The sequence below is a fragment of the Pseudooceanicola marinus genome (assembly GCF_002786295.1).
Taxonomy (GTDB): Bacteria; Pseudomonadota; Alphaproteobacteria; order Rhodobacterales; family Rhodobacteraceae; genus Pseudooceanicola; species Pseudooceanicola marinus.
This window is the reverse complement of the sequence record NZ_PGTC01000008.1, coordinates 81213-106535: the sequence shown is the minus strand read 5'-3', so window position 1 is coordinate 106535 and position 25323 is coordinate 81213. Positions and strand designations below refer to the sequence as shown.

Below are 25323 nucleotides of genomic sequence, written 5' to 3'. Positions count from 1 at the left end.
GGGCGTCAGGGATGCCACGGCGCATCCTCCTCGTCGCCGCCCTCTTCCTTCTTGCGGCGCAGGCGGTCCTCGTCGATCTGGGCCCGCAGGGCGCGCAGCACCTCGGTCACCCCTTCGCCCGAGGCGCCGGACATGAACATCACCAGTCCGCCGGTGACCTCTTCCAGGAACTCGCGCTGCATCTCGCGCAGCTCTTCATCCAGCGCATCGACCTTGTTCAGCACGGTTACCCGCGGCTTGTCGGCCAGGCCTTCGCCATAGGCCTCGATCTCGTTGACGATGGTCTGGTAGTCTTCGGCCACCTCGTTGGCGGTGGCGTCGATCAGGTGCAGCAGCACGGCGCAGCGCTCCACATGGCCCAGGAACAGGTCGCCCAGGCCGCGGCCTTCGCTGGCGCCCTCGATCAACCCGGGGATGTCGGCCACGACGAATTCCACCCCGTCGACGCCGACGACACCCAGGTTGGGGTGCAGCGTGGTGAAGGGATAGTCCGCGACCTTGGGCCGGGCGTTGGACGTCGCGGCGAGGAAGGTCGACTTGCCGGCATTGGGCAGGCCCAGCAGGCCGACGTCCGCCAACAGCTTCAGCCGCAGCCAGATGGTCCGTTCCACGCAGTCCTGGCCGGGGTTGGCGCGGCGCGGCGCCTGGTTGGTCGAGGTCTTGAAATGCGCGTTGCCGAAGCCACCGTTGCCGCCCTTGGCCAGCACGACGCGCTGGCCGACCTCGGTCAGGTCGGCGATCACCGTCTCTTCGTCGTCTTCCAGGATTTCGGTGCCCACGGGCACGCGCAGGATGATGTCGTCCCCATCCCGGCCCGTCGACAGGCGGCCCATGCCGCCCTGCCCGTTCTGGGCGAAGAAATGCTGCTGGTAGCGGAAGTCGATCAGGGTGTTCAGCCCTTCGACCGCCTCGGCGATCACGTCACCGCCACGTCCGCCATTGCCACCGTCGGGGCCACCGTATTCGATGAACTTCTCACGCCGGAACGAGATGCACCCGTTCCCGCCTGCGCCCGAGCGAATGTAGACCTTTGCGAGATCGAGGAATTTCATGGTTCTTTCCCTGCCGCAAAGGTCGCTCTATCTCAGGCGGGCCGGCGGCTCAATCGAGTTTTCTGATATAGGTCCAGGTCGCCACCTTGGCGCCCCGTGCCACCGAGAAGGCCTCGGCGTCTCCCACGTATTCGAACCCGGTCTTGGTCAGCACGCGGGCTGCACCGGGATTGTCTTGAAAAACGGTGGCGAAATAGGTCCGGTCGCCAAGCGGGTTCGCCGCCACCAGTGCCTCGACCGCGGCCGAGGCCGCATTGCCGTTCCACCAGCTTGGCGCGACCCAGTAGCCGATCTCACTCTGCCCGCCGTCCATGCGTTTCAGGCTGATGACGCCCTTGAAGTCCGCCCCGCCCTCGGCAGAGGCATCCATCGCCCAGATCACCTCGCGCGGCGAGGGTTTCAAGGCCCGGGCAACGAAACTGTCCGTCGTGCCCGGCGGCAGCGGGTGCGGGACCGAGGTGGTCATCTCGGCCACCCGCGCATCGCTGGCGTAGAATTCGATCATCCCCGCATCGGCGTAGGTCAGCGGACGCAGCACCATGCCATCGGCCTCGATGACCGGCTGGTCGAATGCCTCCGCGTCGCCCGCGGCCTTGCGGTCCGCCGCGGCGATCATCGCGCCACTGCGCGATTTCAACGGATCCTTGATATCTGCGTCGTCCATGGGGTGCTCCTCTCGGGGTCGGGCCCCTTTCACCACCGAAACGGCAAAGGGGACCGGCTGGTTGCCGATCCCCTTTTTGTCTGTCGCGAGGGCAGTCGGCTTACTCGGCGGCCTCGGCCACTGGCATAACCGAAATGAAGGTCCGGCCCTTCAGGCCCTTGTGGAACTTCACGGCGCCTTCAACCGTGGCGAAGATCGTGTGATCCTTGCCCATGCCGACGCCTTCACCGGGGTACCATTTGGTGCCGCGCTGACGTGCGATGATGTTACCGGCCAGAACGGCTTCGCCGCCGAACTTCTTGATCCCGAGGCGGCGGCCCGCGGAGTCGCGACCGTTGCGGGAAGAACCGCCAGCTTTCTTGTGTGCCATCTTGCGTGTCTCCTGTTAACGGGGCCCTTACTGGGCCAGTTCCTTGGCTTCGGCGATCCAGTTGTTCGACTGAGCCTTGCCCTTGAACGCGTCATCGAGGGCTTCGATGTCGGCGTCGGTCCAGGCAGCGATCTGGGCGAAGGAGGTGATGCCGGCGGCAACCAGCTTCTTCTCCAGTGCGGGGCCCACGCCCGAGAGCTTCTTCAGGTCGTCAGCGCCGGCGGCCGCTTCGGCCTTCGGAGCTGCGGCCTTCTTCTCGGCCTTGGGGGCCGGAGCTGCGGCGACGCCGTCGATCGAGCCGGCACCGACAGCGGCTTTCACGCCGGACTTGTCCGCGCCTTCGGCCAGGATCTCGGTGATCTTCAGCAGGGTCAGCTGCTGACGGTGACCCTTGGTGCGCTTGGAAGAGTGCTTCCGGCGGCGTTTGACGAAGTTGATGACCTTGTCGCCCTTGATCTGGTCGATGACCTCGGCCTGGACGGCGGCGCCGGCCACGAAGGGCGCGCCCACGGTGACCTTGTCGCCACCGAGCATCAGAACGTCGTTGAACTGGATTTTCTCGCCAGCGTCAGCCGCCAGCTTCTCGACGCGCAGCAGGTCGCCGGACTGGACCTTGTATTGCTTGCCGCCGGTTTTCAGAACCGCAAACATGTGCTCTTCCTTTTTCTGTCGCGTCCTGCGGCCCCCTCAATCGGGTGTTCCTGACCGGGCCCTGCCCGCTCGCCTTCGAACTGCGCGCCCTCTCTTGGGCGAAATTGAAACGCCCGGCAGGGTACGAGACCCGCCGGGATGGGCGCTATATCAAGGCAAGTGTCCTGCTTGTCAAGCCTTGCGTCCCCTCGCCATGGGGAAATCGGATCACGCGGGCACCCGTCGACGGGTCAGGCAGATCACGCGGATCAAAGCTCCTCGCCACTCAACAGGGTCGACACCCCGCGACCGAGGGCGCGGTAGAGATCATTGTAGAGCACCCCGTAGGCTTCGAACAGGGCCGCGTTCAGCCGCTGACCCTCGGGGCTGCGGACAAGGGCCAGGTAGTCGTCCAGCGCCGCATCGGGCACATCCTGGTAGGCATGGGTCAGGAAGGCGCGCAGCCACAGCTCAATGTCCAGCCGCGCCGCCTCCTCCTGTTGCCAGACATCGGCCAGGATCTCCTCCTCGGTCATGCTGTAGGCGCCGCCGTCCATTAGGCCGAGGTAGAAATGGTAATTCGCGGTCAGCACGCCGCCGAGGTTCATCTCGATCAGGTCGCCGGCCTCGACGTAGGCGCCGACCGCCGCGTAGAGGTCGGGATCCTCCACCCGCGCGATCTCCGCCTCACGCCCGGCCTCCGTCTCGACCTCGGGGTCCAGGAAATCGCGCCGCGCGCCCAGCTCGGCGCGCACGATGCGCTGCGCCGGCGGGCTGCCGTAAAAGGCGACCAGATGATCCAGCTCCCAGGGCGCCGCCTCGCCCAGACGCCGGACGAAGGCACGCCGCATCACGCGGTCCATGCGCTCCGTGTCGTAGATCCGGGCTGCCATGTCGTGAAAGGCGGGCGTGGAGGGCGCGTCGAGGTAATCCTCGGCCAGCTGCGCGCTCATCCGCAGGCCCTCTGCCCGCATGGTCTCGACCAGGCGCGGCAGGCCCATCAGGTCATAGATGCGGTTGGCCTCGGCACGGCCCGGTGCCAGCACCCGGGCGTCCTCGGCCACATCCGCGCCTTCCGGCGCCGGCGGCGCAACAGGCACGCCCGTCCCGGCGCCCGCGGCCCACGGCCAGAGACCGCAGAGCAGCGGCGCCAGGAGGGCGCGCGCCCGCATCCCTCAGAGCTCCTGGCCCGGCTGCGCACCTTCCAGCAGGCCTGCGGCGGTTTCAAAACGGTCCGCCATCACCTCATATTGCACCGCGTTCATCAACTCGTAGACGCGCTGCATCGCCGGATCCTCCAGCGCCTCGGCATAGGCGTCGATCTCCTCTGTGGTGAAATCGCGATAGGTCCAGGCCGCATGGGCCACGGCGTCCTGAGATCCGTTGTCCGATTGCATCTCACGGAACTGCTGGATGATCAGGTCGCGCAGCGCCTCATCATCGACGCGCAGCTCGATCACCCCGGCGTCGCGGGCAGCGATCATGAATCGGGTCTGCACCTCGGCCATGGCGGCAACTCCGTCCGAGGTATCGTCCAGCGCCGACACCAGCCGATCCAGCGCGGCGATGCGGTCGACCTCGCGTTCCTCGATCAAATGCGCCAGCAGCGCCTCCGACAGCTCCGGCCGGTCCTCGCTCTCATCCATGTGCGAGGCGTTCTCCACCTCGACCAGGCGGCGGCCCAACTCGCTGCCGTAGAACGCATGGGCGGTCTGGATCGCCTCCTCGTCCAGCGTGTCCTGAAGCATGGTCACCGCCATCTCCTGCATCTGCGCCGGATCGAAGACCGGGGCGGCCATCAGGTTCCAGACGGTGGCAAATCCCGGATCGTCGAGCCCCAGCATCGCGGGGCCGCGGTCCGACGACAGCGAGATCGAATCGATGGCCGCATCGAATCCCGTCACGTTCAGGAAATCACGCACCTCCTCGCGGCTGGCGGCCCGTCCCGGCAGAGCCAGGCTCAGCAGCAGCGCTACGGCCAGCAGAAGGCTCAGGATCGGGGCACGCAGATCCGGCATCTTCCGCGTCGCGGCCACGGCACGCGAGCGCGGGGCGCGATCTCTCTCGGGATAGGTCATCCGGTCACTCCTCATATGGTCTTCTTCAGAATGAGGCCCGACCGAGCGGAATTTCAAGGGCCGGGGCGGTCACGTCCCCGCGCGCGACGGGATCCGCCGATGTCCCACAGGACAAGGCGCCGAAGGCATGGGCGGCGGGAACCGGCACGCCCCGGCACCGGCCGTCTGCGCGCGCTCGCGGCCAAGCTTATGACATTTCTGCCCTCCAGCGATGAAAACCCCTCTTGAACCCCCCGGAATTTCTCTTTAGACGGCCCTCCACGACCCCCGCGGAGAGGTGCCGGAGTGGTCGAACGGGGCGGTCTCGAAAACCGTTGACCCTTCACGGGGTCCCAGGGTTCGAATCCCTGTCTCTCCGCCACTATTCCCAAGAGAACAGTGCCCAAAGCCCCCGAAAGGGGGCGTCGGCACGTTCTTTTCGGTCTGGCCCGCCGGGCCAAGGCACCGGGCATCCCGACCAATCCGACGATCACCCTGGCCCGCCCGAGAGCGCGCGCAACGCGCCCGGACGGCCGCTTCGGTCGTGGGCCGTGCCGCCGGGCCCCGGTCCGCTCAGCCCGGTCCGGTCAGCATCCACTCATGCGGGCCGCCGCGCAGGGCCGCCGCCACGGCGTCGAAATTGCCGATCAGCGATGACAAGGGCTCCGGGTTCATCTTGAGGTTCCCGGGCCGCGAATCCACCGGCAAAGGTGCCACGATCCGCCCTGCCAGTTCCGTGACCGCGGGGGCAAAGAGGCCTTCGGGCGTGAACATCTCCTCGTAGTCCAGCCGCGCAGCGCCGGGCCCCGCCGCCAACATCCGGGCCACGCGGGTATCCTGCGCCTCCAACCGGGCGATGACCCGCAGAACCTCCTCCGGGTCCAGCTCCAGTCGGGGCTTTTCCGACAGCAGCTGATGGTCCTTCTCGGCCGACCAGCGGCCGGTGGCGATGGAGATCTGCTCCGACACATGCACCCGCAGCTTGTTGCGCCGCACGATATGGACCACATGCGCGCCCTGCTCGCGCATGAAGCGCATGAGGAAGGGCGACTGCGCATCGACGTCTTCGCGCGCGGGAATGAGGTTCAGGCCGAAGTATTTCACGTCAAGCGCGATCGGCCGCCCTCCTGCGACGCGCCGCAGTTCACCGACGAACTGGCGAAAGACGGTGGGATGGGTCTGTGGATGGACGAAACGCGCCTCCTCGGCGATCCGGTCGCGCAGGTAGGCGTAGAACCGGTGCTTCGGCGCCAGGTCGCCATGAAAGATCTCGTCGGCATTCATTGCGCCGGCCCGCACCAGAAGGTTGCGAAAGACGGTGGTGCCGCTGCGCTGACGCCCGATGATGAAGACAAGATCGCGGCCCGCCCCGCCGTCCCGTGCTGGCTGGACCTCCGGGGCCACAACACCCGCCGTCTGTACCGCGACCGCCGGCTGCGCCTGCGACAGGGTGGCCTGGGCCTGCGTCGCCGCGCTCTCCCCCGGCGCGACCCAGTGCTGCGCCGGAGACCCGGACGGGCGCGCAGGCGTCATCCCATCCGCCCGCCCGGCCTCACTTCCCCCGGCTCTGCCCTTTCTCGTCAGATCCATCTGCGTCGTCCTTTCCTCTGCTGCGCCCTGCCCTTCACCGGCTGACCCCGGCGACATAGAGCGCCCGCGCCAGTGTCATTGCCTGTTGCGGATCGTTGCGACACATCTCCAACGCAGCGTCCCGCACCATCTGCCGACTGCCCGCGTTCTGCCCCTGCGACCAGGGCCAGGACATGGACCCCTTGCGGAAGCGGTAGAGGAACCCCTGTTCCGGCAGCAGCGCGCCGGTCAGACCGCGCGCGGTGAACTCCAACCAGAAGGCCCAGTCGTCCCCTTCGCCGTTGCGGCGCGTCGCGTCGAAGCCGATCTCGCGCAGGAGGCGCGTCGGGATCAGCGCGGTCATGCGGTAGTCGTTTTCCAGCAGGTGCAGATGATCCCCCAGCAGGTGGTTCAGCACCAGCTCGGCGCTTTCGCCGAAGTTGCGTCTTTGCGGCAGGATCGCATCGGGGCGAGCGGGGTGACTGTTCCAGGCCTCCAGCAGATGCTCCAGCAGATCCGGTGCCAGTACATCGTCGGTGTCCAGAAACAGCGCCAGCTCGGTTTCACAGGCCTCCGCCAGGGTGTTGCGCGCCGCCAGGAGACCGCCGTTCGGCTGCTCGATCACCCGGCATTCGGGCAGCAAGGCGCGGGCGTAGTCGAACCAGGGACGGGAGGCCTCGGGGCTGCCGTCATCGCAAATCAGGACCCGGGGTGGGCCGCCCCGTTGCCACGTCAGGCTGTCGACCGTTTCCATGAACTCCGCATCGGGCCTGTAGGCCGGGATCAGCACCGTCACGTCCCGCCGCGTGGCCGGGCGACGTGGCGCCCCGTAGAGCCTCCGCCCCCGCTTCTCTCCCAGCGTCCGGTCGTAGCAGCACCCCATCTCCTCGGCGATCCGTGCCGGATCCAGGGTTTCGCGGCAATGGGCTCGCACCCGCCCGGAGACCTCTCCAGCCTCGGTCAGCATCCGTTCCATCTGCTGCTGCATGCCCCTGACCGACCGCATGCGCGGGTCGAGCAGGTGGTGCAGCATGTCCTCGGGGAAGAACTCCGCCATCGGGGTCCCGTCGCGCACCACCGGCAGAAGGCCGGCGTCGATGCTCTCGACACAGGCGTAGGAGAAGGTCTCGGCCGAGCCGAGCTGCGGGCAGATCGCCCCCGGCTCCAACAGGTCCAGCGCCTTCTCGCGCGGCAGGTAGTCACTGAAGAAGACCGCATCGCGCAGCTCCGGTCGCAGGCGGGCGCGCACGTAGGCGCGCATGTCGGACTGGCGGAACGGCGTGTCGATCACCCGGCCCACCAGGCGGATCTGGCGCAGCGGGTGCACATCCTGCAGCAGGTTGGCGAGATAGATCAGCTTGTCGATACCCTTCGACAGGGCCAGGCGCCCCATGTACTGGATCTCGTCCCGCAGTCCCGGCCATGGCGCGGCGGCGTCGTTGCGAAAGATGTAGGGTTCGCGGATCACTTCGACCCGGTCCGATATGCCGTAGCTGGCCAGCCGCGCCGCCGCCGCATGGGACGGCGCCACCACCAGGTCGGAGCCGCGCAGCTGCTGTCGTTCGCACAGGTTGTTGAGCCGTGCCGCCGCAGTCAGGGACAGCTGGTCGGCCTCGTAGAAATCCTCGATCAGGCCGTGATTGTAGGTGACGAAAAGCCGGTCAGCCGCACCGCGCCGCGCCTGCATCGCCTGGAAGGCGGTCAGGCAGGGGGCGAGAAAATCCGTGGCCTCGACCACGTCGATGTCCCAGTCCCGGACCTTTTCGGCGATGCGGTCGGACAGCCAGGTGGACAGGAAGAGATTATGCGCCGGCACCGGGCAAATGCGCCAGACCTCTCGCGGATCCACCGCCTCGATATGCACCCGGTCGGCCCTGAAGGGCGCATGGCGCAGGGGCCGGGCCGGACGTTCGGCCTCGGTCCAGGAGAAGAGGAAGACCTCATGTCCCGCGGCCTCCATGGCCGGCACCATATACTCCAGGTAGGTCGCGATGCCGCCGGCCGGCGCCAGCGGCGTCTCGCGGGAGACGTAGAGGATGCGCATCGCTTAGCCCTCGTCGATCGCGAGCAGCGCGAAGTGATCGAGGTGCAGCGTGTAGTTCCCGGCGAGAGGCAGTTCTAGGATGATCGTGGCCTCGCTGACGTCCTTCAGGTCAATCTCCGCCAGAGTGTCGCGTGAGACCCGCGCGGCATGCTCGAACGGCATGGTGGAGACCGGGATGCGGTGGCCCAGGTGGTCGCTGGTCTTGCCGCCAGGGCGATGCAGTCGCAGATTCATGGTGACGCTGCGCGGGATTTCGGCGGTGTTGCCAGGGCCGATCTGGAAGAAGCTGATGGTATCGATCCGCAGCGCCCGGGCCTGGCGCAGGGCCTCGACCGAGACGGCGGTTTCAAGCGTAACCCAGCGCGGCTTGCGCGCCAGCGGGAACACGGGATTGACACTGAGACGAGCCACCCCCCGGCCCTCGCCGCCCGGCCCTGGACGCCGCAGGGCCTTCATGGCGACCGTAGCCCCGGCATCGGTGACCTCATGGTCCAGCCCGATCCAAACGTCGGGCGCGAAGTGGCCGTAGGGGTCGACGGCCAACGAGGCGAGCGGTGCAGCGGCACGAAACAGCGAGCCGAGGCCCGAGGAAACCTCATCCTCATGCTCCATCGTGCCGGGGGCAAAGCCGCTGATCTGGCTCTCGATCTCGGCCCGCAGGATGCGCGTCATCCGTTCCATCCCGCTCAGTTGGGCCCGAATGCGCCCCAGGCTCGTCTCTAGATCCATCTGTCTCTCCTCTATCGCCGCGGCCCGAGGGCCCTCTCCCCAGCATGCGCCCCGGTGACATCACGCACGGGGACACGCCACCGGCCCACCTTGGCATCGCCGGGCCATGGCACTTGGGCCTATCCCACAGGCCGATCCGACCGCAGGACCGGAGGGCGCAGGCCAGCGCACTGGGGACCGCCCGGTGGTGTCACTCTCGGCATAGGTTGGTTAAATCGCCGTTAAACGCTGCGCGCCGACAGGTGCGGTAATCTGTCCGGCCATCGAGGGCTCAAGGCTCAAGGCTCAAGGCTCAAGGCTCAAGGCTCAAGGCTCAAGGCTCAAGGCTCAAGGCTCAAGGCTCAAGGCTCAAGGCTCAAGGCTCAAGGCTCAAGGCTCAAGGCTCAAGGCTCAAGGCTCAAGGCTCAAGGCTCAAGGCTCAAGGCTCAAGGCTCAAGGAAAGTCGTGATGGCGCCGAACCGCTTTGCAAAATGCAAAGTTGAGATTTGCATATCGCTTTATGCAAACGACACTTCGCAGACCTGCATTTGCATACCCTCCAATCGGGTTTGCAAATCCGCTGCAATTACGCCCCTTGGCACCGGGCCTCTGCCATCCGAAGCGCCTGCGACAGGGCCAGGGACATGGAGCGTGGATCAGCCTTGCCGGTACCGGCGATGTCGAAGGCGGTCCCATGGTCGGGGGAGGTCCGCACGAAGGGCAGACCCAGCGTGATGTTGACGCCCTCCTCCAGCCCCATGTACTTCACCGGGATCAGGCCCTGATCATGGTATTGCGCGACAACGACGTCGAACTGCCCCTTGCGGGCCTGCATGAAGACGGTATCCCCGGGCCAGGGGCCGGAGACCTCCATCCCCTCGTCGCGCGCTGCGGCAATGGCGGGGGCGATGATCTCGATCTCTTCTCGGCCAAACAATCCGCCCTCCCCCGCATGGGGATTCAGGCCGGCAACCGCGATGCGCGGTTGAGCGATGCCGAAGGCAAGACAGCCCTCATGAGCCAGCCGGATCGCCCGCAGGTTGGCGTCGAAATCCGCCAGCGCCACGGCGTCGCGCAGGGCCACATGGATCGTCACCAGCACCGTACGGATCTCGTCGTTGGCCAGCATCATGGCCACCTGCACCCCGCCCGCGTGATGGGCCAGCATCTCCGTATGACCCGGAAAGGGAACACCGGCGGCGCTCAGGGCTTCCTTGTGGATGGGCGCGGTGACGATGCCCGAAACCTCCCCCGACATGGCCAGTGCGATGGCACGGCGGATCGCGGCATAGGCCGCCTGTCCGGCCTCGGCAGCAATGGCACCATAGGGCGCCGGGGCCGCGACCGACGGGCCGGTGTCGATCAGGCGCAAGGCGTTCGGGGCCGAAGTGGCCTCCGCCGCGCTTTCAACCTCTTGCAGTATCCAGTCGTCGGGGAGCAGCGTCAGGGCGCGCTCAGCCGCCGCGCGTTGACCCAGCAGGACACCGGCCTGCGTCCCCGCGCCCGCCAGGGCTTTCAGCGCGATCTCGGGACCGATTCCGGCAGGGTCGCCGAGAGTGATGGCAAGGGGGGTCATGGTCTGCTCCTTCCGCGGGGTGTGCACGGGATCGGCACGGGGCCTGCGTCGGCACCATAGCTCGCTGGTGATTGACCGAAAGGGCGAAAGTGGCGCGCCGGGGCCTGGCGTCAGGCGCCCCCGGGGACGCTTGCGCGCATTTCGGGCTGGAAGTCCCGCCGAAAGACATCCAGCGGCGGCGTCGGGGTCAGCACAGTGACAGACCACTCGTTCAGGGGAAAGGCCTCGCCGTCCCCCCTCGCCCCCCCCAGCGGTGCATGGCCTCCTTCATAATCAGGAAGGCGTTCCCGCTCCCGGGCGATGATCGTCCCGTCGGGCAGATCGGCGGCCCCCGTCGTGCCGTCGCGCCCGATCCGCGCCCGGAGCAACTGCGGTCAATCGTCTGCGGCAGACTGCGCCCCTCTGCCGGACCATCGTGCACGCCCACCAAGACCGCGATGAACGCCTTGAACCGATCGCGGCGACAGGTGGTCCAGGGACGCTGTCCGGTGGCCAGGGCTATCGCTTCATCAGGCAAGAATAGTTCTGCGTACCAGCCGCGCCGCGCCAGCGGCTTGCGGTCCCGCCCTTGTCGCTCACGCGCAGGCAACCCAAGCCTCGTGGGCTTGGCTGCACTGCACGACACCTCGTTCGTCGAGCAGGATGCATCGGTTCGCCGTCAACTGGCCAACCCTGGGCACAGCGCGGATCGCACCGTAAGCCCCCCTGTTCTGCAAGGTGATCTGGTCTCTCCCTTGCCCGTTCTGCAGCGGCACCAGGGGGACACCGACGGCGTAGGCTCCTCCTGCCGGGTCAGCCGAGCGGACCGGCCTCGGGATCCTCGTCCTCCTTGGGCTCCGCCACGCGCCCGCCACGGAAGCCTGTGGCGACGACGAACTTTTCAGAGCTGTCGGACCGGGACGAGGGCGGCTTCATGTGGTGCACCTTGGTGAACTTCTGCTTCAGCAACTGCTGCAGATCCCCTTCGGCGCCGCCGGCCAGGACCTTGGCCACGAAGGTGCCCCCGGCGGCCAGTACGTCGAAGGACAGATAGGCCGCCGCCTCGCAAAGCGCGATGATCCGCAGGTGATCGGTCTGCTTGTGCCCAGAAGAAGAGGCCGCCATGTCGGACATGACCACATCGGCCTCGCCCCCCAGCCAGGCCTTCACCTGCTCGTCGGCGCCATCGGCCATGAAATCAAGCTGGTGGATTTCGGCGCCGGGGATCGGATCGACCTCCTGCAGGTCAACGCCCAGGATGGTGCCCACGGCCTTGCCCTTCTTCTCACCCAGGGCATTGATCCGGGGCACGGCCACCTGGATCCAGCCACCGGGGGCACAGCCCAGATCGACCACTCGCGCACCGGGCACGAGAAAGCGGAACTTGTCGTCCAGCTCCATGATCTTGAAGGCCGCGCGCCCGCGATAGCCCTCGGCCCGGGCGCGGGCCACGTAGGGATCGTTCAGCTGCCGCTGCAACCAGCGCGTCGACGACAGCTTTCGGCCCCGCGCGGTCTTCACCTTCACGGTCAGATCCCGCTGGCCACGCCCCGATGTATTCTTGCCGGTCGGTTTCTTGGCCACGGCCCACCTCTTCTCTTTGCCAAATGTATCCCGGGGGGAGCCACGGCCTGCCGCGACGAGGGCAGCGCCCCCTTCCCCGTTCGCACGGAAGCCCCGCTTAGAATAGCAAAACCGCCCCGCTGTCAAAGGGGGCGGTTTCGCAAAGGTCTGATCCGGCCTTAGAACGGACCGTCTTCCAGCACGCCGTCGGCGCTCATCTGAGCATAGAGCAACCCTTCGCGCAGGCCACGGTCCGCCACGCTGAGCCGGTCCGTCGGCCAGCAGCGCAGCAGCGCCTGCAGGATCGCGGCCCCCGACATGATCAGGGCCTGACGGTCCTGACCGATGCGCGGATCGCGCCGGCGCCCTTCGGGACCGGCATCCAGATAGCCGCGGATCACCCGATCGATCTGGTCGGAGGTCATCCGCAAGCCATCAACCTTGGTCCGGTCATAGCGTTTCAGCCCGAGGTGGCTGGCCGCGACCGTGGTCACCGTGCCGGAGGTCCCGATGATCTGGAAACCCTCCCGCGCCTGTTCGTCCTTGTAGGGCGCGAACTCCGCCAGGCTTTCCTCGAAGAACCAGGACATCAGCGCGAAGCGCGCGCTGTCGTCCTCCACGTCGCGGAACTGGTCGCGCAGGGTCGCCACGCCCAGGGGCACGGAGATCCAGTCGACGACCTTGGCCGCCGGAAACGGGCTTTCGGGCGGGTGGAACCCTGCGTGCAGCCGCATGATCGCCTTCGGCCGGTCGCGATGCGGCACAGAGGTCAGGTCGATCCAGACCAGCTCGGTGGACCCGCCCCCGATGTCGACCACCAGAAGCTGCTCCGTGCGCGTGCTGACAAGCGGCGCGCAGGAAATCACGGCAAGCCGTGCTTCTTCCTCCGGCTCGATGATCTCGAGCCGCAAACCGGTCTCCCGACGCACCTGCTGGATGAAGTTCTTCGCATTGCAGGCCCGCCGACAGGCTTCGGTGGCCACCAGCCGCATGTGCGACACCTTGTGGCGCTGAAGCTTCTGCTTGCAGATCCGCATGGCCTGCACCGTCCGCGCCATCGAAGACCTGGACAGCCGACCAGAGCGTTCGAGCCCGGAACCGAGCTGAACGGATTTCGAGAAACTGTCGACCACATGGAACTGAGAGCCCTTGGGTTGGGCGATCAGCATGCGACAGCTATTTGTGCCCAGGTCCAGCGCAGCATAGAGCTCCGCCGGGTCTGGGGCGTTGGATGCGGGGCCTTCGACCGGTTTCGGGAATGCGCCCGCACCTTTGGGACGCCTGGGCGCCATCTTTGCGCCCTCCTATATCGTGTTGGGATCGAAGGTAGTGTGTCGGGGGCTGAGGCGCAAGATGGTTGCTCACCATGCCGTGATCGCGAAACGCCCGTTCAGCCATGTCGCGGGCCGCAGGACCCTGAATTTACAGGTGCGGCCGTGATTTCAACCTTTTTGCACGTCAGCCAAGGCACCCTGCGGAAACCGTGCTTCAGCGCACCATACGCCAGTCACGTTTGCACAGCGGGCCCAGCACAGTGCCGGAACCGGCCAGCCTGGACGCCTGGCGCACAACCGCCGCCCAGGTCGCATTCCCGCGCGGGCAGGTCGCGCCCCGGCACGCCGCACGGCCCGTCTGCGCGCAGGGTCGGACAAAGACAGGAGGACCCGATGCCCCAGCTTACCATCCTCTACTGGCGCGATATCCCCGCCCAGGTCATCGTCGGCAAGGGACGGCGCGCGGCCAAGGCACCGCTGCCGGAACGGTTCGAACAGGCGATCGACCGCGCCGCCATGGCCTCCGGCGCGGCCGGCACCGACGATTATCTGGCCGAATGGCGCAAGGGTGACCCGCAGGAGGTCGATGGCGATCCACAACAGGTCGCAGATGACGCAATCGCCCGGCTCGACGCCGACTACGATCAGGACAGACTCAAGACGCTTATCGCCAACGGCGGCCGCGCGCCCGCCTGATGCCAACCCGGCGCCCCGGCGCCCAGATGCGGAGCCGCCCATGGCCCTCCTTCCCTTCCGCCGCAAACAAGCCGCCGGTGGTGGCGCCGGTCAGCCCACCGACATCTCCGGTCTGCTGGCGGGCTACTCGATCGAGGTGATGCCCCGCACCGCCGCCAAGATCGACGATTTCAAGGCGCTGCTTCCGCAAGGCACCCGCGTCTACATCGCCCATATCGAGGGCACGCCGATCGAGGAAATGGTCGAGACCGCCGCGCGGCTGTCCGATGACGGCTTCGACGTGATGCCCCATTTCCCGGCGCGCATCATCGCCGATGCCCAGGTGCTGGAAGACTGGATCGCCCGCTATCAGGGCGAGGCCGGCGTCCGCCAGGCGTTGCTTCTGGCGGGCGGGGTGAAGGCCCCCCATGGCGATTTTCACTGCTCCATGCAGCTGCTGGAAACCGGGCTGTTCGATCGCGCCGGCTTCACCCGTCTGCACGTGGCCGGCCATCCCGAAGGCAACCTGGACATCGACCCGGATGGATCCGACGCCACCGTGATGGAGGCGCTGCGCTGGAAGCAGGCATTTTCGGAACGCACCGATGCGCAGATGGCCATGGCGACGCAATTCGCCTTCGACGCCGCGCCGGTTCTGGCCTGGTCGCGCCGTCTGCGCGACGAGGGGATCACCCTGCCCGTCCACCTCGGCATCGCCGGCCCGGCAAAGCTGCAGACGCTGATCAAGTTCGCCATCGCCTGCGGCGTCGGCCCCTCGCTGAAGGTGCTGCAGAAACGCGCCATGGATGTGACCAAGCTGATGATGCCCTACGAGCCGGTGGAGATCCTGTCGGATCTTGCCAGCGCCGACGACCTGGGCCTGATCGAGCAGATCCACGTCTTCCCCCTGGGCGGCATCCGCGCCTCCGCCGAGTTCGCCGCCCGCCATGGTGCCGGCGTCCTCGCCCCTGTCCAGGCCGAGGCCTGAACACCGCCCCCCCCGGGGGCCCTACACAGAGACCTGCGCTGGTCCCTTGGGGCGCCCGGGCCGCGCAGTCCGACGTTTTCACTCTCGCGTCTTTTCAAAGGGGACACCACATGACCCGCACGACACTGGAATCGGCCACCAAGACCGTCACCATCGGCTTCGACGAACCCTTCTGCGTGATCGGAGAGCGCATCAATCCCACCGGCCGGAAGAAGCTGGCGGCTGAGCTGGAGGCGGGCGACTACTCTACCGTCGAGAAGGACGCGCTGGAACAGGTGGCCTGCGGGGCGGCCGTTCTCGATATCAACGCGGGCGTGGTCTACAACTCGAACCCCAACCCGAATGAGACCGAACCGCCTCTGATGCGCTCCATCGTCGAGCTGGTGCAGGGGCTGGTCGATGTGCCGCTGTGCATCGACAGCTCGGTCCCCGGGGCGCTGGAGGCGGGTCTGGAGGCCGCGACGGGCCGGCCGCTGGTCAATTCCGTCACCGGGGAAGAGGACCGGCTGGAGCTGGTGCTACCGCTGATCAAGAAATACAACGTGCCGGTGGTGGCCATCTCCAACGATGACACCGGCATTTCCGAGGACCCGGAGGTGCGCTTTGCGGTGGCCAAGAAGATCGTCGAACGGGCCGCAGACTACGGCATCCCGGCCCATGACATCGTCGTCGACCCGCTGGTCATGCCCGTGGGCGCCATGGCCACCGCCGGGCGCCAGGTGTTCGAACTGGTGCGCAAACTGCGCGACGAACTTGGGGTGAATACCACCTGCGGCGCCTCCAACATCTCCTTCGGCCTGCCGCATCGCCACGGGGTCAACGCCGCCTTCCTGCCGATGGCCATCGCCTCCGGCATGACCTCGGCCATCATGAACCCGGTCCGCCAGGTCGAGATGGAGGCGGTGAAGGCCGCCAACCTGCTGATGAACGCCGACCCCAACGGGGGCGACTGGATCCGCTTCTCGCGCGTGGTCGATGCCGTGGCCGAAGGCAGCACCTTCGCCGAGGCCGCCCGCGCCTCCGCCAGCGCCGGCACGGGTCGCGGATCGCGCCGTCGCCGTCGTGACTGACCGCTGACACCAGACCGGCAATCCGGCCCAGATGACTGCCCCGCGTCGATTGAATCCGACGTGGGGTTTTCTCTTTTCAGACCTATTTTCAGAGATTTGTTGCTGTTCACCGGCGGCCCTGACAGGCGCCGGAGCCAAAAAGCCCGTCAAAGCCCATGCCGCGTAACTTCGTCTTAACGGGGCAGACCCTATCACCGTCCCGACGCAATGGAATGATGGGAGACCGGCATGCAATCGCTCCGCCTTCTGAACCCCGGCAGGTGGCCATGACTGAGCCGCTGGTCCTTCAACCCAAGCTGGATCTGCCGGCGGCGGCCCCTCTGGCCGAGGCGCTGCGAGGGCGGCTCGACGGCGATGTGGTGCTCGACGGCAGCCAGGTCACCCAGATCGGCGCGCTTTGCCTCCAGGTCCTGCTCTCCGCCGCCACCTCCCTGCGCAGCAAGGGACACGCGATGTCGCTGACCAACCTCAGCGACAAGGTGGTCGAACAGCTCGCCCAGATGGGGTTCTCCCCGGAAACCCTCGCGGAGGGGCGCGGATGAGCATGAAAGTTCTCGCGGTGGATGACAGCCGCACGATGCGCGACATGATCCGCATGGCGCTTATGCCCGCCGGGATCGAGGTGCACCTGGCCGAAGATGGCGTGCATGGGATCGAGGTGCTCGACGGGCTCAGCCCCGACGCGATCATCACCGACATCAACATGCCGCGCATGGACGGCTTCGGCTTCATCGACGCCGTCCGCGACCAGGAAGAGCACCGCGCCACGCCGATCCTGGTTCTGACCACCGAAAGTGCACCGGAACTGAAGATGCGGGCGCGGGAGGCTGGAGCCACGGGTTGGATCGTCAAACCCTTCGATCCTGCCAAGCTGGTCAAAGCCCTGCAGATGGTCGCCGGATAAGAGGAGAGCCTGGAATGTCCGATCAGAACGACCCGATGGCGGAAATCCGCGCCTCCTTCTTCATCGAATGCGAGGAGTTGCTCGAAGCCCTGCAGGATGGCCTGCAGGAGATGGAAGAGGCCGAGGACGGCAGCGAGGACCCCGAGACCATCAACGTCGTCTTCCGGGCGGTCCATTCCATCAAGGGCGGCGCCGGGGCATTCGGCCTGGAAGCCCTGGTCCGCTTCGCGCACCGCTACGAGACCGTTCTGGACGAGGTGCGCAACGGTGTCCTGCATCCCGACAGCGACGCTATGAAACTGTTCTTCCTGGCCGCGGACCACCTGTCGGATCTCGTTCGGGCCTGCCGGGATGAGACCCCCCTGCCAGAGGAGACCAGCGAAGAGCTTCTGACCCGGCTCGACGCCCTGCTGGGGGACGAGGGCGGCGCGGAGGAAGTCGCTCCGGAGGACTTCCAGCCAATGGGGCTGAGCCTGGGCCTTGATCTGCCCGATCTCGACGCGCCGACGGCCAATCACTTCACCATCCGGTTCAAGCCCGAGCAAGAGCTGTTCGCGACAGGCAATGAGCCATTGATGCTGCTGCGCAACCTTTGCGATCTGGGCACGTCGAGCGTTCGCTGCAACCTGGCCGACCTGCCCGCGCTGGAGGATCTGGCGCCCGAGACACCCTATATCGAATGGCTGATCGAGCTGGAAACCGAAGCTGCCGAACCGGAGATCCGTGACGTTTTCGAGTTCGTCGACGGGCTGTGCGAGATCGAGATCACCGGCGCGGCCCCGGAGCAAGGCCCCACTGAAATTGCCCCCCTGCCGGAGGAACTGTCCAAGGCGCTGCCCGAGGAGGCAGAGCCTGAGGCAGCCCTTCCCGAAACGCTGGAACCGCAAGTCGCTCCCCCCCCGACGACGGCTGGGAAATCCGAGGAGAGAGAGTCCGCGAAGGACACCGGCGAGGCCCGCAAGGGTGGCGCGGCCGCGGCGAAGTCCGTCGTGCGGGTCGACCTGGAGCGCATCGAGCGGCTAGTGAACCTGGTCGGGGAACTGGTGATCAATCAGGCCATGCTGTCGCAAAGCCTGGACGAGGCAGGCCTCTCCCCTCATTCCGACGCGATGAACGGCCTGGAAGAGTTTCAGCGGCTGACCCGCGACATCCAGGACAGCGTGATGATGATCCGTGCCCAGCCGGTCAAGTCGCTGTTCCAGCGCATGTCGCGGATCGTGCGTGAGGCCTCCGCCGCCGTCGACAAGGACGTCCGCCTGATCACCGAGGGCGAGGGCACCGAGGTCGACAAGACGGTCATCGAACGGCTGTCGGACCCGCTGACGCACATGATCCGCAACGCGGTGGATCACGGGCTGGAAGGCGCAGCGGACCGGGAAAAGGCCGGGAAACCTCGCGCTGGCACCGTGAAACTGACCGCGGCCCACCGCTCGGGCCGCGTCATCATCGAAGTCGCTGACGACGGCGCTGGCATCAATCGCAAACGCGTGCAGGAAATCGCGGTCAGCAAGGGGTTGATCCCTCCCGAAATCCAACTCAGCGACAGCGAGATCGACAATCTGCTCTTCCTGCCGGGCTTCTCGACCGCCAAGACCGTATCCAACCTCTCCGGCCGCGGCGTCGGCATGGATGTCGTCAAGACCGCGATCCAGAGCCTCGGCGGGCGTATCACCATCAATTCGGAACCGAACAAGGGAACGACATTCTCGATCAGCCTGCCGCTGACGCTGGCTGTCCTCGACGGGATGGTGGTGAACGTCGCGGGAGAAACGCTGGTTTTGCCCCTGAACGTGGTTGTCGAGACCTTGTCCCTGGGCCCCGACGATGTGCAGATGCTGCGCCCGGGGCACTATGTCGTTCGGGTCCGTGGAGGGTTCGTGCCGCTTTACGATCTCGGCGTGATGCTGGGCTACCGCCAGCAGCGCAAGACCGAGGCCGGTGCCATCGTCCTGTTGATCGTCCTGGAGGATAGCACGCGGGCTGCCCTGGTGATCGACGGTATCCAGGACCAGCGTCAGGTCGTCATCAAGGGCCTGGATGATAGTTTCTATCGCGCGCCGGGCATCGCCGCGGCAACGATCCTCGGGGACGGGCAGATCGCACTGATCCTCGACCCCGCCGATGTCATTGCCGGGATGGGCCACATGCGCGGCGCAGATCTCATGCTTTCGGAAAGGATGATCGCCAATGAGTGAACAGGGCCAGAACAACGATCTTGAGCTGTTGACCTTTCGAGTCGCGGATCAGGAATACTCGCTCGACATCATGTCGGTCCGGGAAATCCGCGGCTGGACGCGCACGACACCGATGCCCCATGCGCCCGACTACATGCGGGGCGTGATCAATCTGCGGGGCACGGTCCTGCCGGTGATGGACCTGGCGCGGCGCCTGCATCTGCCATCCCAGGAAACCAATGACCGCAACGTGATCATCGTGGTCAACCTGAACGGCACACTCACCGGCCTGCTGGTCGACGCGGTCTCCGACATCGTCGCCATCACCGAAGATGACCTGCAACTGCCCCCCGACATGTCCACCGATCCACAAATGTCGGTGGTCCGCTCGCTGACCGTGATCGATGATCGGATGATCCGGGTTCTGGACCTTCGGGCCGTCGTGCCCGCCGCAAGTGACGAGGTCGCATGACGCGCACCGCCTCGGATAGTTCGGGAACGGTGATGGACGGCAAGTCGTTCGCCACCATAGCCGAGATGGCCAAGAAAGAGGCCGGGCTTGTCCTGCCGGAAGGCAAGATGACCATGGTTCAGTCGCGCCTGCGCAAACGCCTGATGGCGACCGGCCAGCCGAACTACGAAAGCTACTGCCGCTTCGTTGTCTCTGCGGCCGGAGACGAGGAACGGCGTCAGATGATCTCGGCCCTGACCACCAACGTCTCTCATTTCTTTCGGGAGTCCCATCACTTCGACATCCTGCGCGAAAAGGTTCTGCCGGTCCTGCTACAGAAGGCACGCAATGGGCAAAGGGTACGCATCTGGTCGGCCGGCTGTTCCTCCGGGCAGGAGCCGTATTCGATCTCCATGTGCCTCCACCAGGCGGCACCGGATCTGTTCACCCGCGATATACTGATCCTCGGCACGGACATCGATCCGGTGATCCTCGACAAGGCTCAGGCGGCAACTTACTCGGAACAGCAGATCAGCGGGATCCCCGCGGAGATGCGGAAAAGCTATCTTGAACGCGCGGGCACATCCGGCCAGTACCGGGTCAGTGAGCAGATCAGGCGGGTCGTCCGCTTTCGCGAACTTAACCTGCTGCGCGACTGGCCGATGAAGGGGCAATTCGACGCCATCTTCTGCCGCAACGTGGTGATCTACTTCGATGCGGACACCCAGGCCTCGCTCTGGCCCCGCTTCCGTCAGCGCCTTGGCGACGGCGGCTGGATCTTCCTTGGCCATTCCGAGCGAATCTCGGATTCGGCCATGACCCTCTTTGACCCCAACGGGATGACGGCCTACCGCGCGGCCGCCTCCGCGACACGCTAAGCCGGGAAGGAATGCTTGAATGGCCCTGAGAGACCAGATCAGAATCATGGTGGTGGATGATATGTCGACCAGCCGCGGGCTCATCACCCAGGCCCTGGACGCCTTCGGCATTACCAACGTCGCCAGCACGTCGGACGGCCCCTCGGCGCTCAAGACCTTGGAAGCCAAGCCGGTGCACCTGGTGATCTCTGACTTCAACATGCCGGGGATGGACGGCCTGCAACTGCTGCAGCACCTGCGCAGCGGCGCCAAGACCAAGGGCGTCGGTTTCATCCTGATCACCGGCAAGGCGGACAAGGCAATCATCGACAAGGGCAAGCAACTCGGAATGAACAACTTCCTCAAGAAGCCGTTTGAGCCCAATGACCTGCGCGCCTGTATCGAGGCTGTCGTCGGACGCCTGTGATGCAGACCGGCGCCCCCGACCGACCCGGCGATCCTCCGACCGACCATGTCGAGATCGAGGCCCCGGAACTGGCCGAGATCCTTGCGGGACAGGTCGCCGGACTGCGGGCCCTGACCACCGGCCTGGAGGAGGCGCTGTCCGCCAGTCTCTGCACTTGCAAGCCCCTGGCTGAGGACGCTTTTCTGAACCTGCAGCGGATCGACTACATGCGTCAGGCGCTGAAGGATCTGGAGGGGATCCTGCTGCGCTTCGGCCCGGCCCTGGGCTGGGCGGAAGGGCAGCGGATGACCCACTCCGCGCTGCAGGAAACGGTCGACATGCAGGAATCCATCGCGCCCATCCTGACGGCATCGAAGAGAAGCATAAGACAGACCGGGGCTAAGGAACATCCGCCTTCCCACGGCGCCGGCGACCTCGACCTCTGGTGACGGCGCCAAGCTGGCGTGACCCGCCCCAGGGCTGCGATGCTGCGGCAGACAGCAGCGCGCGGCCGCAAGGCGTCGCAGGGCCTCTGGACCCGAGATCGGTTTACGGCTGGGACGCCGCGCTTCACGGCGCGGGAATTGTAGGCCACGGCGCGACGCCCGTTGCGCAGGCAGGTGACACCAGCCAACTGTCCAAGCGGCCAACGCGTTGATACCGCGCTCGACAAACCAGCATCTCTCGGGCTAAACCCGCTGGGTGCTGTCGGACATGCCGGGCCTCTGTCACGCCGTCCCGCATGTCCGACACCCCGCATTCACAGGCCAGGTCTACCGGGGGGAAAGGACCAGAATGATGCGCCGCGAATACTTGGAACAACTCACCAACGCGCCATCAATCGAGGCGCTGTGGGATCTGCATTGCAAGCGCATGGGAGAGTTCGGCTTCGACCGTCTGCTTTATGGTTTCACGCGCTACCGTACCGCCACCTCGCTGGGCGACCCCGAAGATTTCGTCATCCTGACTAACCATTCCGCGACCTACCGCGACGCCTTCCTCGGCAAGGGGCTTTACTTCCATGCGCCCATGGTCCGCTGGGCATTGGACAACGAAGGCGCCTGTTCCTGGCGCCTGCTCGGGGAAATGACGGCCTCGGGCGTGCTGACCGAGAGTGAGCGGAAGGTGATCGAGTTCAACCGTTCCATGGGCGTCCGCGCCGGCTACTCGATCTCGTTCAAGAGCATCTCGCCGCGCACAAAGGGCGCCATCGCCCTGACCGCGCGCGCCGACATGAGTCAGGACGAGGTGGATGCAGTCTGGGCCGAACATGGTCGCGACATTGTCATCATGAACAACGTCGCCCACCTGAAGATCCTGACCCTGCCCTATTCCGGCCCCGCGCGGGAATTGACCCGACGCCAGCGCGAGGCGCTGCAATGGGTCGGCGACGGTAAGACGACACAGGACATCGCCCTGCTCATGGGGCTGACCACGGCCACCGTGGAAAAGCACCTGCGCCTGGCCCGCGAGAACCTAAACGTGGAAACCACGGCACAGGCTGTGCTCAAAGCCGCCTTCCTGAACCAGATGTTCATCCTGGACGCTTGACGCCGCTTGGCGTCTTGCGGCAAAGGTATGGAATACCAGTCTTTTAGGCCATTTTCGCTAAGTCTCTGTGATCGGGTAAGGTTTCCCTTACTTTCGATCACGCGGTAAAAAACGCATTGTCCAGATGTTCCGTGAGTGGTGGCTTTGAGCCATGGAGCATCCGGCCTGCACCCCTGTGATTTCAGGGCCCTGCGGGTTGGCCGGGAAACCGGAGTCGGTTGGGGGGCGTATTGATCCGCCCTCCCATCCGGCAGTCTGGCAAGGATCTCGTGCCATCCCCATTAGACGAGCACCTGCCAAAGGCGGTGTCGGTTGTCCCGACCGACACCGTTTTGGGCGCTCGCCTTTCCTTCAGGCCGAGGGAACGCCGGGCGGGCGGCCGAAGCCGCGACCGATCCCGCGCCAGGCCAGCAACGTCATCACGGCGACCCCGCCCCCGGCAACGAGGAAGGGAAGCGTCAGCGCGACCTCGCGGGGCATGATCCGTTCGCCCAGGTCCACGACCAGCCCCGACACCATTAGCCCCACGGGCATCATGCCCCAGGACGCCATCCGGTAAAGCGCATTGACCCGCCCGCGCATCTCGTCCGGGACGGCGCGCTGTCGATAGGAGATCGACACGGTGTCCCACAACAGCCCTAGGAAGGAGAACACCATCAGGCAGGCCGCCACCCCCACGCCACCGCCCGCCAGCGGCACGGCCAGGAAAGCCAGGGCAATGACCGCCGACGACAGCTGCGCCAACCGTGCCCCGCCGACGCGTGCGATCAGGGGCGCGGCGACCAGCCCGGCGACCAAGCCACCCGAGGCCCCGGCGGACAAGACCAGGCCATAGGCGCCAGCGCCGAGGCCCAGTACCTCCTGTGCGAAAAGGACGAGGCCCACGACGACCATTTGGTGCAACCCGTTGAAGACCCCGGTGAAGAGCGCCAGCAACCGCAGTGTCGGCTGCTGGATCAAGAAGCCCGCCGCCTCGGTGAACTCATGCCGCCAGTGCCGGCGCGTGCCGGCAGGGCGGCGCTGGCGAATGCCGACCCCGGCAACCAATACGGTGGCCGAAAGGTAGGCGGCGGCGTTAAGCAGGAAGGGCAGCGGCAACGCGGCGGCGATCAGAAAGGCCCCCACGGCGGGACCGAGCAACGTGTTGCCCAGGATTTCCACCGCCGAGAAGCGCGCGTTGGCGCTTTCCAGGCGGTCGGGGTCCACCAGCGAGGGCAGCACCGTCTGAGCAGCGGTGTCGCGGAACACTTCGGCCAGGCCGATGGCGGCCGCACAAAGCGCCAGGGTGACGAACAGCCCGACCTCGGCCACGCCGTCCTCCGGTGGATCTGCCAGCGGCAGGGCCTGCCAGATGGCGGCCGCCGCCAGGGCAAAGGCCAGTCCGCGCGCCACATCCATGGCCAGCAACAGCTTCTTGCGGCTGACGCGATCGGTCACCAACCCGGCGGGAATAGCAAAGAGGAACCACGGCAGACGCAGCGCCACGGGCATCAGCGAGATCAGGAAGGGGTCGCGGGTCAGCTGCGTGGCCAGCCAGGTCCAGGCCAGCGTCGCCACCCCGTCCCCGAGGTTCGTGAGCCCGCCCGCCACGAGGAAGCGGTGGAAATGCCCCTGCCTGCCTGCCATGCCTGCACCCCTCCCCCCGGGCCTTGAACGATACAAGGGCGAAGGTAACGCCTCGACCAAGGTCGAGGACAAGGGCAAAAGCCCCAGCCGTTCCAATATGTTGCAAAGGACGGGCCGGGCGCGCATGAAAAGGGGCCGGGAAACCCCGACCCCTTTTCCGGATCTTAGCGGAACCAGCGGACGCCGTGGCGCCCGGATCGATCAGCCCTGAGCGGCCTTGGCCACTTCGGCTGCGAAGTCTTCCTGTTCCTTCTCGATGCCTTCACCGACCTGCAGGCGGACGAAGCCCAGGATTTCGGCACCGGCTTCCTTGGCGGCTTCCTCGACGGTCAGGTCGGGGTTCACCACGAAGGCCTGACCCAGCAGGGTCACCTCGCCGAGGAACTTCTTCATGCGGCCGACGATCATCTTCTCGATGACCTGCTCCGGCTTGCCGGATTCGCGCGCGATGTCGATCTGCACCTGGCGCTCTTTCTCGACGACGGCCGGGTCCAGCTCTGCTTCGTTCAGCGCGGCGGGGTTCGCGGCGGCGATGTGCATCGCGACCTGCTTGCCGAAGGCTTCGTCGCCGCCCTTCAGGGCGACCAGCACGCCGATCTGGCCGAGGCCAGGCGCGGCAGCGTTGTGGACGTAGGAGGCCACGACGTCACCTTCGATCTTGGCCATCCGGCGCAGGGTCATGTTCTCGCCGATCTTGGCGATCTTGTCGGTGACCACCTCGGAGACCTTCTTGCCGTCCAGCTCGGCGTCGGCCAGGGCTTCGACGCTGTCGACACCGGTGGCAACCTTGGCGATGCCGGCGACCATGTCCTGGAACTCGGCGTTCTTGGCGACGAAGTCGGTCTCGGCGTTCACCTCGACGGCGACGCCGGTGGTGCCGGACACTTCGACGGCCACGAGGCCTTCGGCGGCGGTACGGCCGGATTTCTTCGCGGCTTTCGCCAGGCCCTTGGTGCGCAGCCAGTCAACGGCGGCGTCCATGTCGCCGTCGGTTTCGGTCAGCGCCTTCTTGGCATCCATCATGCCTGCGCCGGTCATTTCGCGCAGTTCTTTAACCTGTGCAGCAGTGATCGCCATCGGGAGATCTCCTTACGGTCTGAAATGGGGTCCGGCCGCCGTTAACATGCGGCCGGTG

Annotated in this window: 25 protein-coding genes and 1 tRNA gene; 12 read left to right on the top strand and 14 right to left on the bottom strand. The window is 66.2% G+C overall.

Features of this window, described 5'->3' with window-relative positions:
* Positions 1–5: 5 nt before the first annotated feature.
* The 6 genes from obgE to CVM50_RS01005 all read right to left on the bottom strand — a co-directional run bounded on the left by obgE (position 6) and on the right by CVM50_RS01005 (position 4794).
* Entirely contained in the window at positions 6–1052 is a 1047-nt protein-coding gene (gene obgE, locus CVM50_RS01030; protein ID WP_085889969.1) for a GTPase ObgE, read from the bottom strand.
* Between the two features lie 49 nt (positions 1053–1101).
* Positions 1102–1716 (bottom strand): GNAT family N-acetyltransferase, encoded by a 615-nt coding sequence (locus CVM50_RS01025; protein ID WP_085889970.1) that lies wholly within the window; start codon positions 1714–1716, stop codon positions 1102–1104.
* 100 nt (positions 1717–1816) lie between these two features.
* Entirely contained in the window at positions 1817–2086 is a 270-nt protein-coding gene (gene rpmA / locus CVM50_RS01020) for a 50S ribosomal protein L27 (protein WP_085889971.1), read from the bottom strand.
* Between the two features lie 27 nt (positions 2087–2113).
* Positions 2114–2737, bottom strand: a complete 624-nt coding sequence (locus tag CVM50_RS01015) for a 50S ribosomal protein L21 (RefSeq protein ID WP_085889972.1) — start codon at positions 2735–2737, stop codon at positions 2114–2116.
* 248 nt (positions 2738–2985) lie between these two features.
* Entirely contained in the window at positions 2986–3888 is a 903-nt protein-coding gene (locus CVM50_RS01010; protein ID WP_085889973.1) for a DUF2059 domain-containing protein, read from the bottom strand.
* 3 nt (positions 3889–3891) lie between these two features.
* On the bottom strand, positions 3892–4794 hold the full coding sequence (locus CVM50_RS01005; protein ID WP_157792110.1) for a DUF2059 domain-containing protein: 903 nt from the start codon (positions 4792–4794) through the stop codon (positions 3892–3894).
* Positions 4795–5065: 271 nt separating this feature from the next.
* Here CVM50_RS01005 and CVM50_RS01000 point away from each other — a divergent pair.
* A tRNA-Ser gene (locus CVM50_RS01000) sits at positions 5066–5155 on the top strand.
* Between the two features lie 191 nt (positions 5156–5346).
* Here CVM50_RS01000 and CVM50_RS00995 read toward each other — a convergent pair.
* From CVM50_RS00995 to CVM50_RS00955, 6 genes are all read right to left on the bottom strand, one after another.
* Complete coding sequence (locus CVM50_RS00995) at positions 5347–6363, bottom strand: hypothetical protein (protein WP_143515659.1); 1017 nt, start codon at positions 6361–6363, stop codon at positions 5347–5349.
* A 34-nt stretch (positions 6364–6397) separates the two neighbouring features.
* A complete protein-coding gene (locus CVM50_RS00990) occupies positions 6398–8386 on the bottom strand; it encodes a glycosyltransferase (protein WP_085889976.1) in 1989 nt (662 codons plus the stop codon).
* A gap of 3 nt (positions 8387–8389) precedes the next feature.
* Positions 8390–9115 (bottom strand): hypothetical protein, encoded by a 726-nt coding sequence (locus tag CVM50_RS00985; protein WP_085889977.1) that lies wholly within the window; start codon positions 9113–9115, stop codon positions 8390–8392.
* A gap of 565 nt (positions 9116–9680) precedes the next feature.
* Complete coding sequence (gene pdxA, locus CVM50_RS00975) at positions 9681–10670, bottom strand: 4-hydroxythreonine-4-phosphate dehydrogenase PdxA (protein WP_085889978.1); 990 nt, start codon at positions 10668–10670, stop codon at positions 9681–9683.
* A gap of 792 nt (positions 10671–11462) precedes the next feature.
* A complete protein-coding gene (locus CVM50_RS00960) occupies positions 11463–12233 on the bottom strand; it encodes an RlmE family RNA methyltransferase (RefSeq protein ID WP_085889981.1) in 771 nt (256 codons plus the stop codon).
* A gap of 158 nt (positions 12234–12391) precedes the next feature.
* Positions 12392–13504 carry a Ppx/GppA phosphatase family protein gene (locus tag CVM50_RS00955; RefSeq protein WP_085889982.1) on the bottom strand — a complete coding sequence of 371 codons (1113 nt, stop codon included), beginning with the start codon at positions 13502–13504 and terminating at the stop codon, positions 12392–12394.
* Between the two features lie 375 nt (positions 13505–13879).
* On the opposite strand from CVM50_RS00955, the gene CVM50_RS00950 reads away from it, so the two are divergent.
* From CVM50_RS00950 to CVM50_RS00900, 11 genes are all read left to right on the top strand, one after another.
* Positions 13880–14182, top strand: a complete 303-nt coding sequence (locus tag CVM50_RS00950) for a virulence factor (protein ID WP_085889983.1) — start codon at positions 13880–13882, stop codon at positions 14180–14182.
* Positions 14183–14222: 40 nt separating this feature from the next.
* Positions 14223–15149 (top strand): methylenetetrahydrofolate reductase, encoded by a 927-nt coding sequence (locus tag CVM50_RS00945; RefSeq protein ID WP_085889984.1) that lies wholly within the window; start codon positions 14223–14225, stop codon positions 15147–15149.
* 110 nt (positions 15150–15259) lie between these two features.
* Positions 15260–16219, top strand: a complete 960-nt coding sequence (locus CVM50_RS00940; protein ID WP_085889985.1) for a methyltetrahydrofolate cobalamin methyltransferase — start codon at positions 15260–15262, stop codon at positions 16217–16219.
* A 266-nt stretch (positions 16220–16485) separates the two neighbouring features.
* The gene (locus tag CVM50_RS00935) at positions 16486–16761 is read left to right on the top strand and encodes an STAS domain-containing protein (protein WP_100148405.1); all 276 of its coding nucleotides are present in this window, start codon (positions 16486–16488) and stop codon (positions 16759–16761) included.
* Complete coding sequence (locus CVM50_RS00930; RefSeq protein ID WP_085889987.1) at positions 16758–17123, top strand: response regulator; 366 nt, start codon at positions 16758–16760, stop codon at positions 17121–17123. Before CVM50_RS00935 ends, CVM50_RS00930 begins: the two co-directional genes overlap by 4 nt.
* A 14-nt stretch (positions 17124–17137) precedes the next feature.
* Positions 17138–19318 carry a chemotaxis protein CheA gene (locus CVM50_RS00925; RefSeq protein WP_085889988.1) on the top strand — a complete coding sequence of 727 codons (2181 nt, stop codon included), beginning with the start codon at positions 17138–17140 and terminating at the stop codon, positions 19316–19318.
* Positions 19311–19769, top strand: a complete 459-nt coding sequence (locus tag CVM50_RS00920) for a chemotaxis protein CheW (protein WP_085889989.1) — start codon at positions 19311–19313, stop codon at positions 19767–19769. Before CVM50_RS00925 ends, CVM50_RS00920 begins: the two co-directional genes overlap by 8 nt.
* The gene (locus tag CVM50_RS00915; protein WP_085889990.1) at positions 19766–20626 is read left to right on the top strand and encodes a CheR family methyltransferase; all 861 of its coding nucleotides are present in this window, start codon (positions 19766–19768) and stop codon (positions 20624–20626) included. The genes CVM50_RS00920 and CVM50_RS00915 overlap by 4 nt, the downstream gene beginning before the upstream one ends.
* A 19-nt stretch (positions 20627–20645) precedes the next feature.
* Positions 20646–21032 carry a response regulator gene (locus CVM50_RS00910; RefSeq protein ID WP_085889991.1) on the top strand — a complete coding sequence of 129 codons (387 nt, stop codon included), beginning with the start codon at positions 20646–20648 and terminating at the stop codon, positions 21030–21032.
* A complete protein-coding gene (locus CVM50_RS00905; protein ID WP_085889992.1) occupies positions 21032–21460 on the top strand; it encodes a hypothetical protein in 429 nt (142 codons plus the stop codon). Before CVM50_RS00910 ends, CVM50_RS00905 begins: the two co-directional genes overlap by 1 nt.
* A 346-nt stretch (positions 21461–21806) precedes the next feature.
* Positions 21807–22562, top strand: coding sequence for a LuxR family transcriptional regulator (locus CVM50_RS00900; protein WP_085889993.1), 756 nt, complete (start codon positions 21807–21809; stop codon positions 22560–22562).
* Between the two features lie 351 nt (positions 22563–22913).
* Here the strand turns inward: CVM50_RS00900 and CVM50_RS00895 are convergent, their stop codons facing one another.
* Together CVM50_RS00895 and tsf are read right to left on the bottom strand one after the other, a co-directional pair.
* The gene (locus CVM50_RS00895; protein ID WP_085889994.1) at positions 22914–24188 is read right to left on the bottom strand and encodes an MFS transporter; all 1275 of its coding nucleotides are present in this window, start codon (positions 24186–24188) and stop codon (positions 22914–22916) included.
* 201 nt (positions 24189–24389) lie between these two features.
* The gene (gene tsf / locus CVM50_RS00890) at positions 24390–25265 is read right to left on the bottom strand and encodes a translation elongation factor Ts (RefSeq protein WP_085889995.1); all 876 of its coding nucleotides are present in this window, start codon (positions 25263–25265) and stop codon (positions 24390–24392) included.
* Between the last annotated feature and the right edge of the window lie 58 nt (positions 25266–25323).

Coding starts and splice junctions, on each gene's coding strand:
- obgE (WP_085889969.1), bottom strand. CDS start 1,052: ATGAAATTCCTCGATCTCGCAAAGGTCTACATTCGCTCGGGCGCAGGC.
- CVM50_RS01025 (WP_085889970.1), bottom strand. CDS start 1,716: ATGGACGACGCAGATATCAAGGATCCGTTGAAATCGCGCAGTGGCGCG.
- rpmA (WP_085889971.1), bottom strand. CDS start 2,086: ATGGCACACAAGAAAGCTGGCGGTTCTTCCCGCAACGGTCGCGACTCC.
- CVM50_RS01015 (WP_085889972.1), bottom strand. CDS start 2,737: ATGTTTGCGGTTCTGAAAACCGGCGGCAAGCAATACAAGGTCCAGTCC.
- CVM50_RS01010 (WP_085889973.1), bottom strand. CDS start 3,888: ATGCGGGCGCGCGCCCTCCTGGCGCCGCTGCTCTGCGGTCTCTGGCCG.
- CVM50_RS01005 (WP_157792110.1), bottom strand. CDS start 4,794: ATGACCTATCCCGAGAGAGATCGCGCCCCGCGCTCGCGTGCCGTGGCC.
- CVM50_RS00995 (WP_143515659.1), bottom strand. CDS start 6,363: ATGGATCTGACGAGAAAGGGCAGAGCCGGGGGAAGTGAGGCCGGGCGG.
- CVM50_RS00990 (WP_085889976.1), bottom strand. CDS start 8,386: ATGCGCATCCTCTACGTCTCCCGCGAGACGCCGCTGGCGCCGGCCGGC.
- CVM50_RS00985 (WP_085889977.1), bottom strand. CDS start 9,115: ATGGATCTAGAGACGAGCCTGGGGCGCATTCGGGCCCAACTGAGCGGG.
- pdxA (WP_085889978.1), bottom strand. CDS start 10,670: ATGACCCCCCTTGCCATCACTCTCGGCGACCCTGCCGGAATCGGTCCC.
- CVM50_RS00955 (WP_085889982.1), bottom strand. CDS start 13,504: ATGGCGCCCAGGCGTCCCAAAGGTGCGGGCGCATTCCCGAAACCGGTC.
- CVM50_RS00950 (WP_085889983.1), top strand. CDS start 13,880: ATGCCCCAGCTTACCATCCTCTACTGGCGCGATATCCCCGCCCAGGTC.
- CVM50_RS00945 (WP_085889984.1), top strand. CDS start 14,223: ATGGCCCTCCTTCCCTTCCGCCGCAAACAAGCCGCCGGTGGTGGCGCC.
- CVM50_RS00940 (WP_085889985.1), top strand. CDS start 15,260: ATGACCCGCACGACACTGGAATCGGCCACCAAGACCGTCACCATCGGC.
- CVM50_RS00935 (WP_100148405.1), top strand. CDS start 16,486: ATGACTGAGCCGCTGGTCCTTCAACCCAAGCTGGATCTGCCGGCGGCG.
- CVM50_RS00930 (WP_085889987.1), top strand. CDS start 16,758: ATGAGCATGAAAGTTCTCGCGGTGGATGACAGCCGCACGATGCGCGAC.
- CVM50_RS00925 (WP_085889988.1), top strand. CDS start 17,138: ATGTCCGATCAGAACGACCCGATGGCGGAAATCCGCGCCTCCTTCTTC.
- CVM50_RS00920 (WP_085889989.1), top strand. CDS start 19,311: ATGAGTGAACAGGGCCAGAACAACGATCTTGAGCTGTTGACCTTTCGA.
- CVM50_RS00915 (WP_085889990.1), top strand. CDS start 19,766: ATGACGCGCACCGCCTCGGATAGTTCGGGAACGGTGATGGACGGCAAG.
- CVM50_RS00910 (WP_085889991.1), top strand. CDS start 20,646: ATGGCCCTGAGAGACCAGATCAGAATCATGGTGGTGGATGATATGTCG.
- CVM50_RS00905 (WP_085889992.1), top strand. CDS start 21,032: ATGCAGACCGGCGCCCCCGACCGACCCGGCGATCCTCCGACCGACCAT.
- CVM50_RS00900 (WP_085889993.1), top strand. CDS start 21,807: ATGATGCGCCGCGAATACTTGGAACAACTCACCAACGCGCCATCAATC.
- CVM50_RS00895 (WP_085889994.1), bottom strand. CDS start 24,188: ATGGCAGGCAGGCAGGGGCATTTCCACCGCTTCCTCGTGGCGGGCGGG.
- tsf (WP_085889995.1), bottom strand. CDS start 25,265: ATGGCGATCACTGCTGCACAGGTTAAAGAACTGCGCGAAATGACCGGC.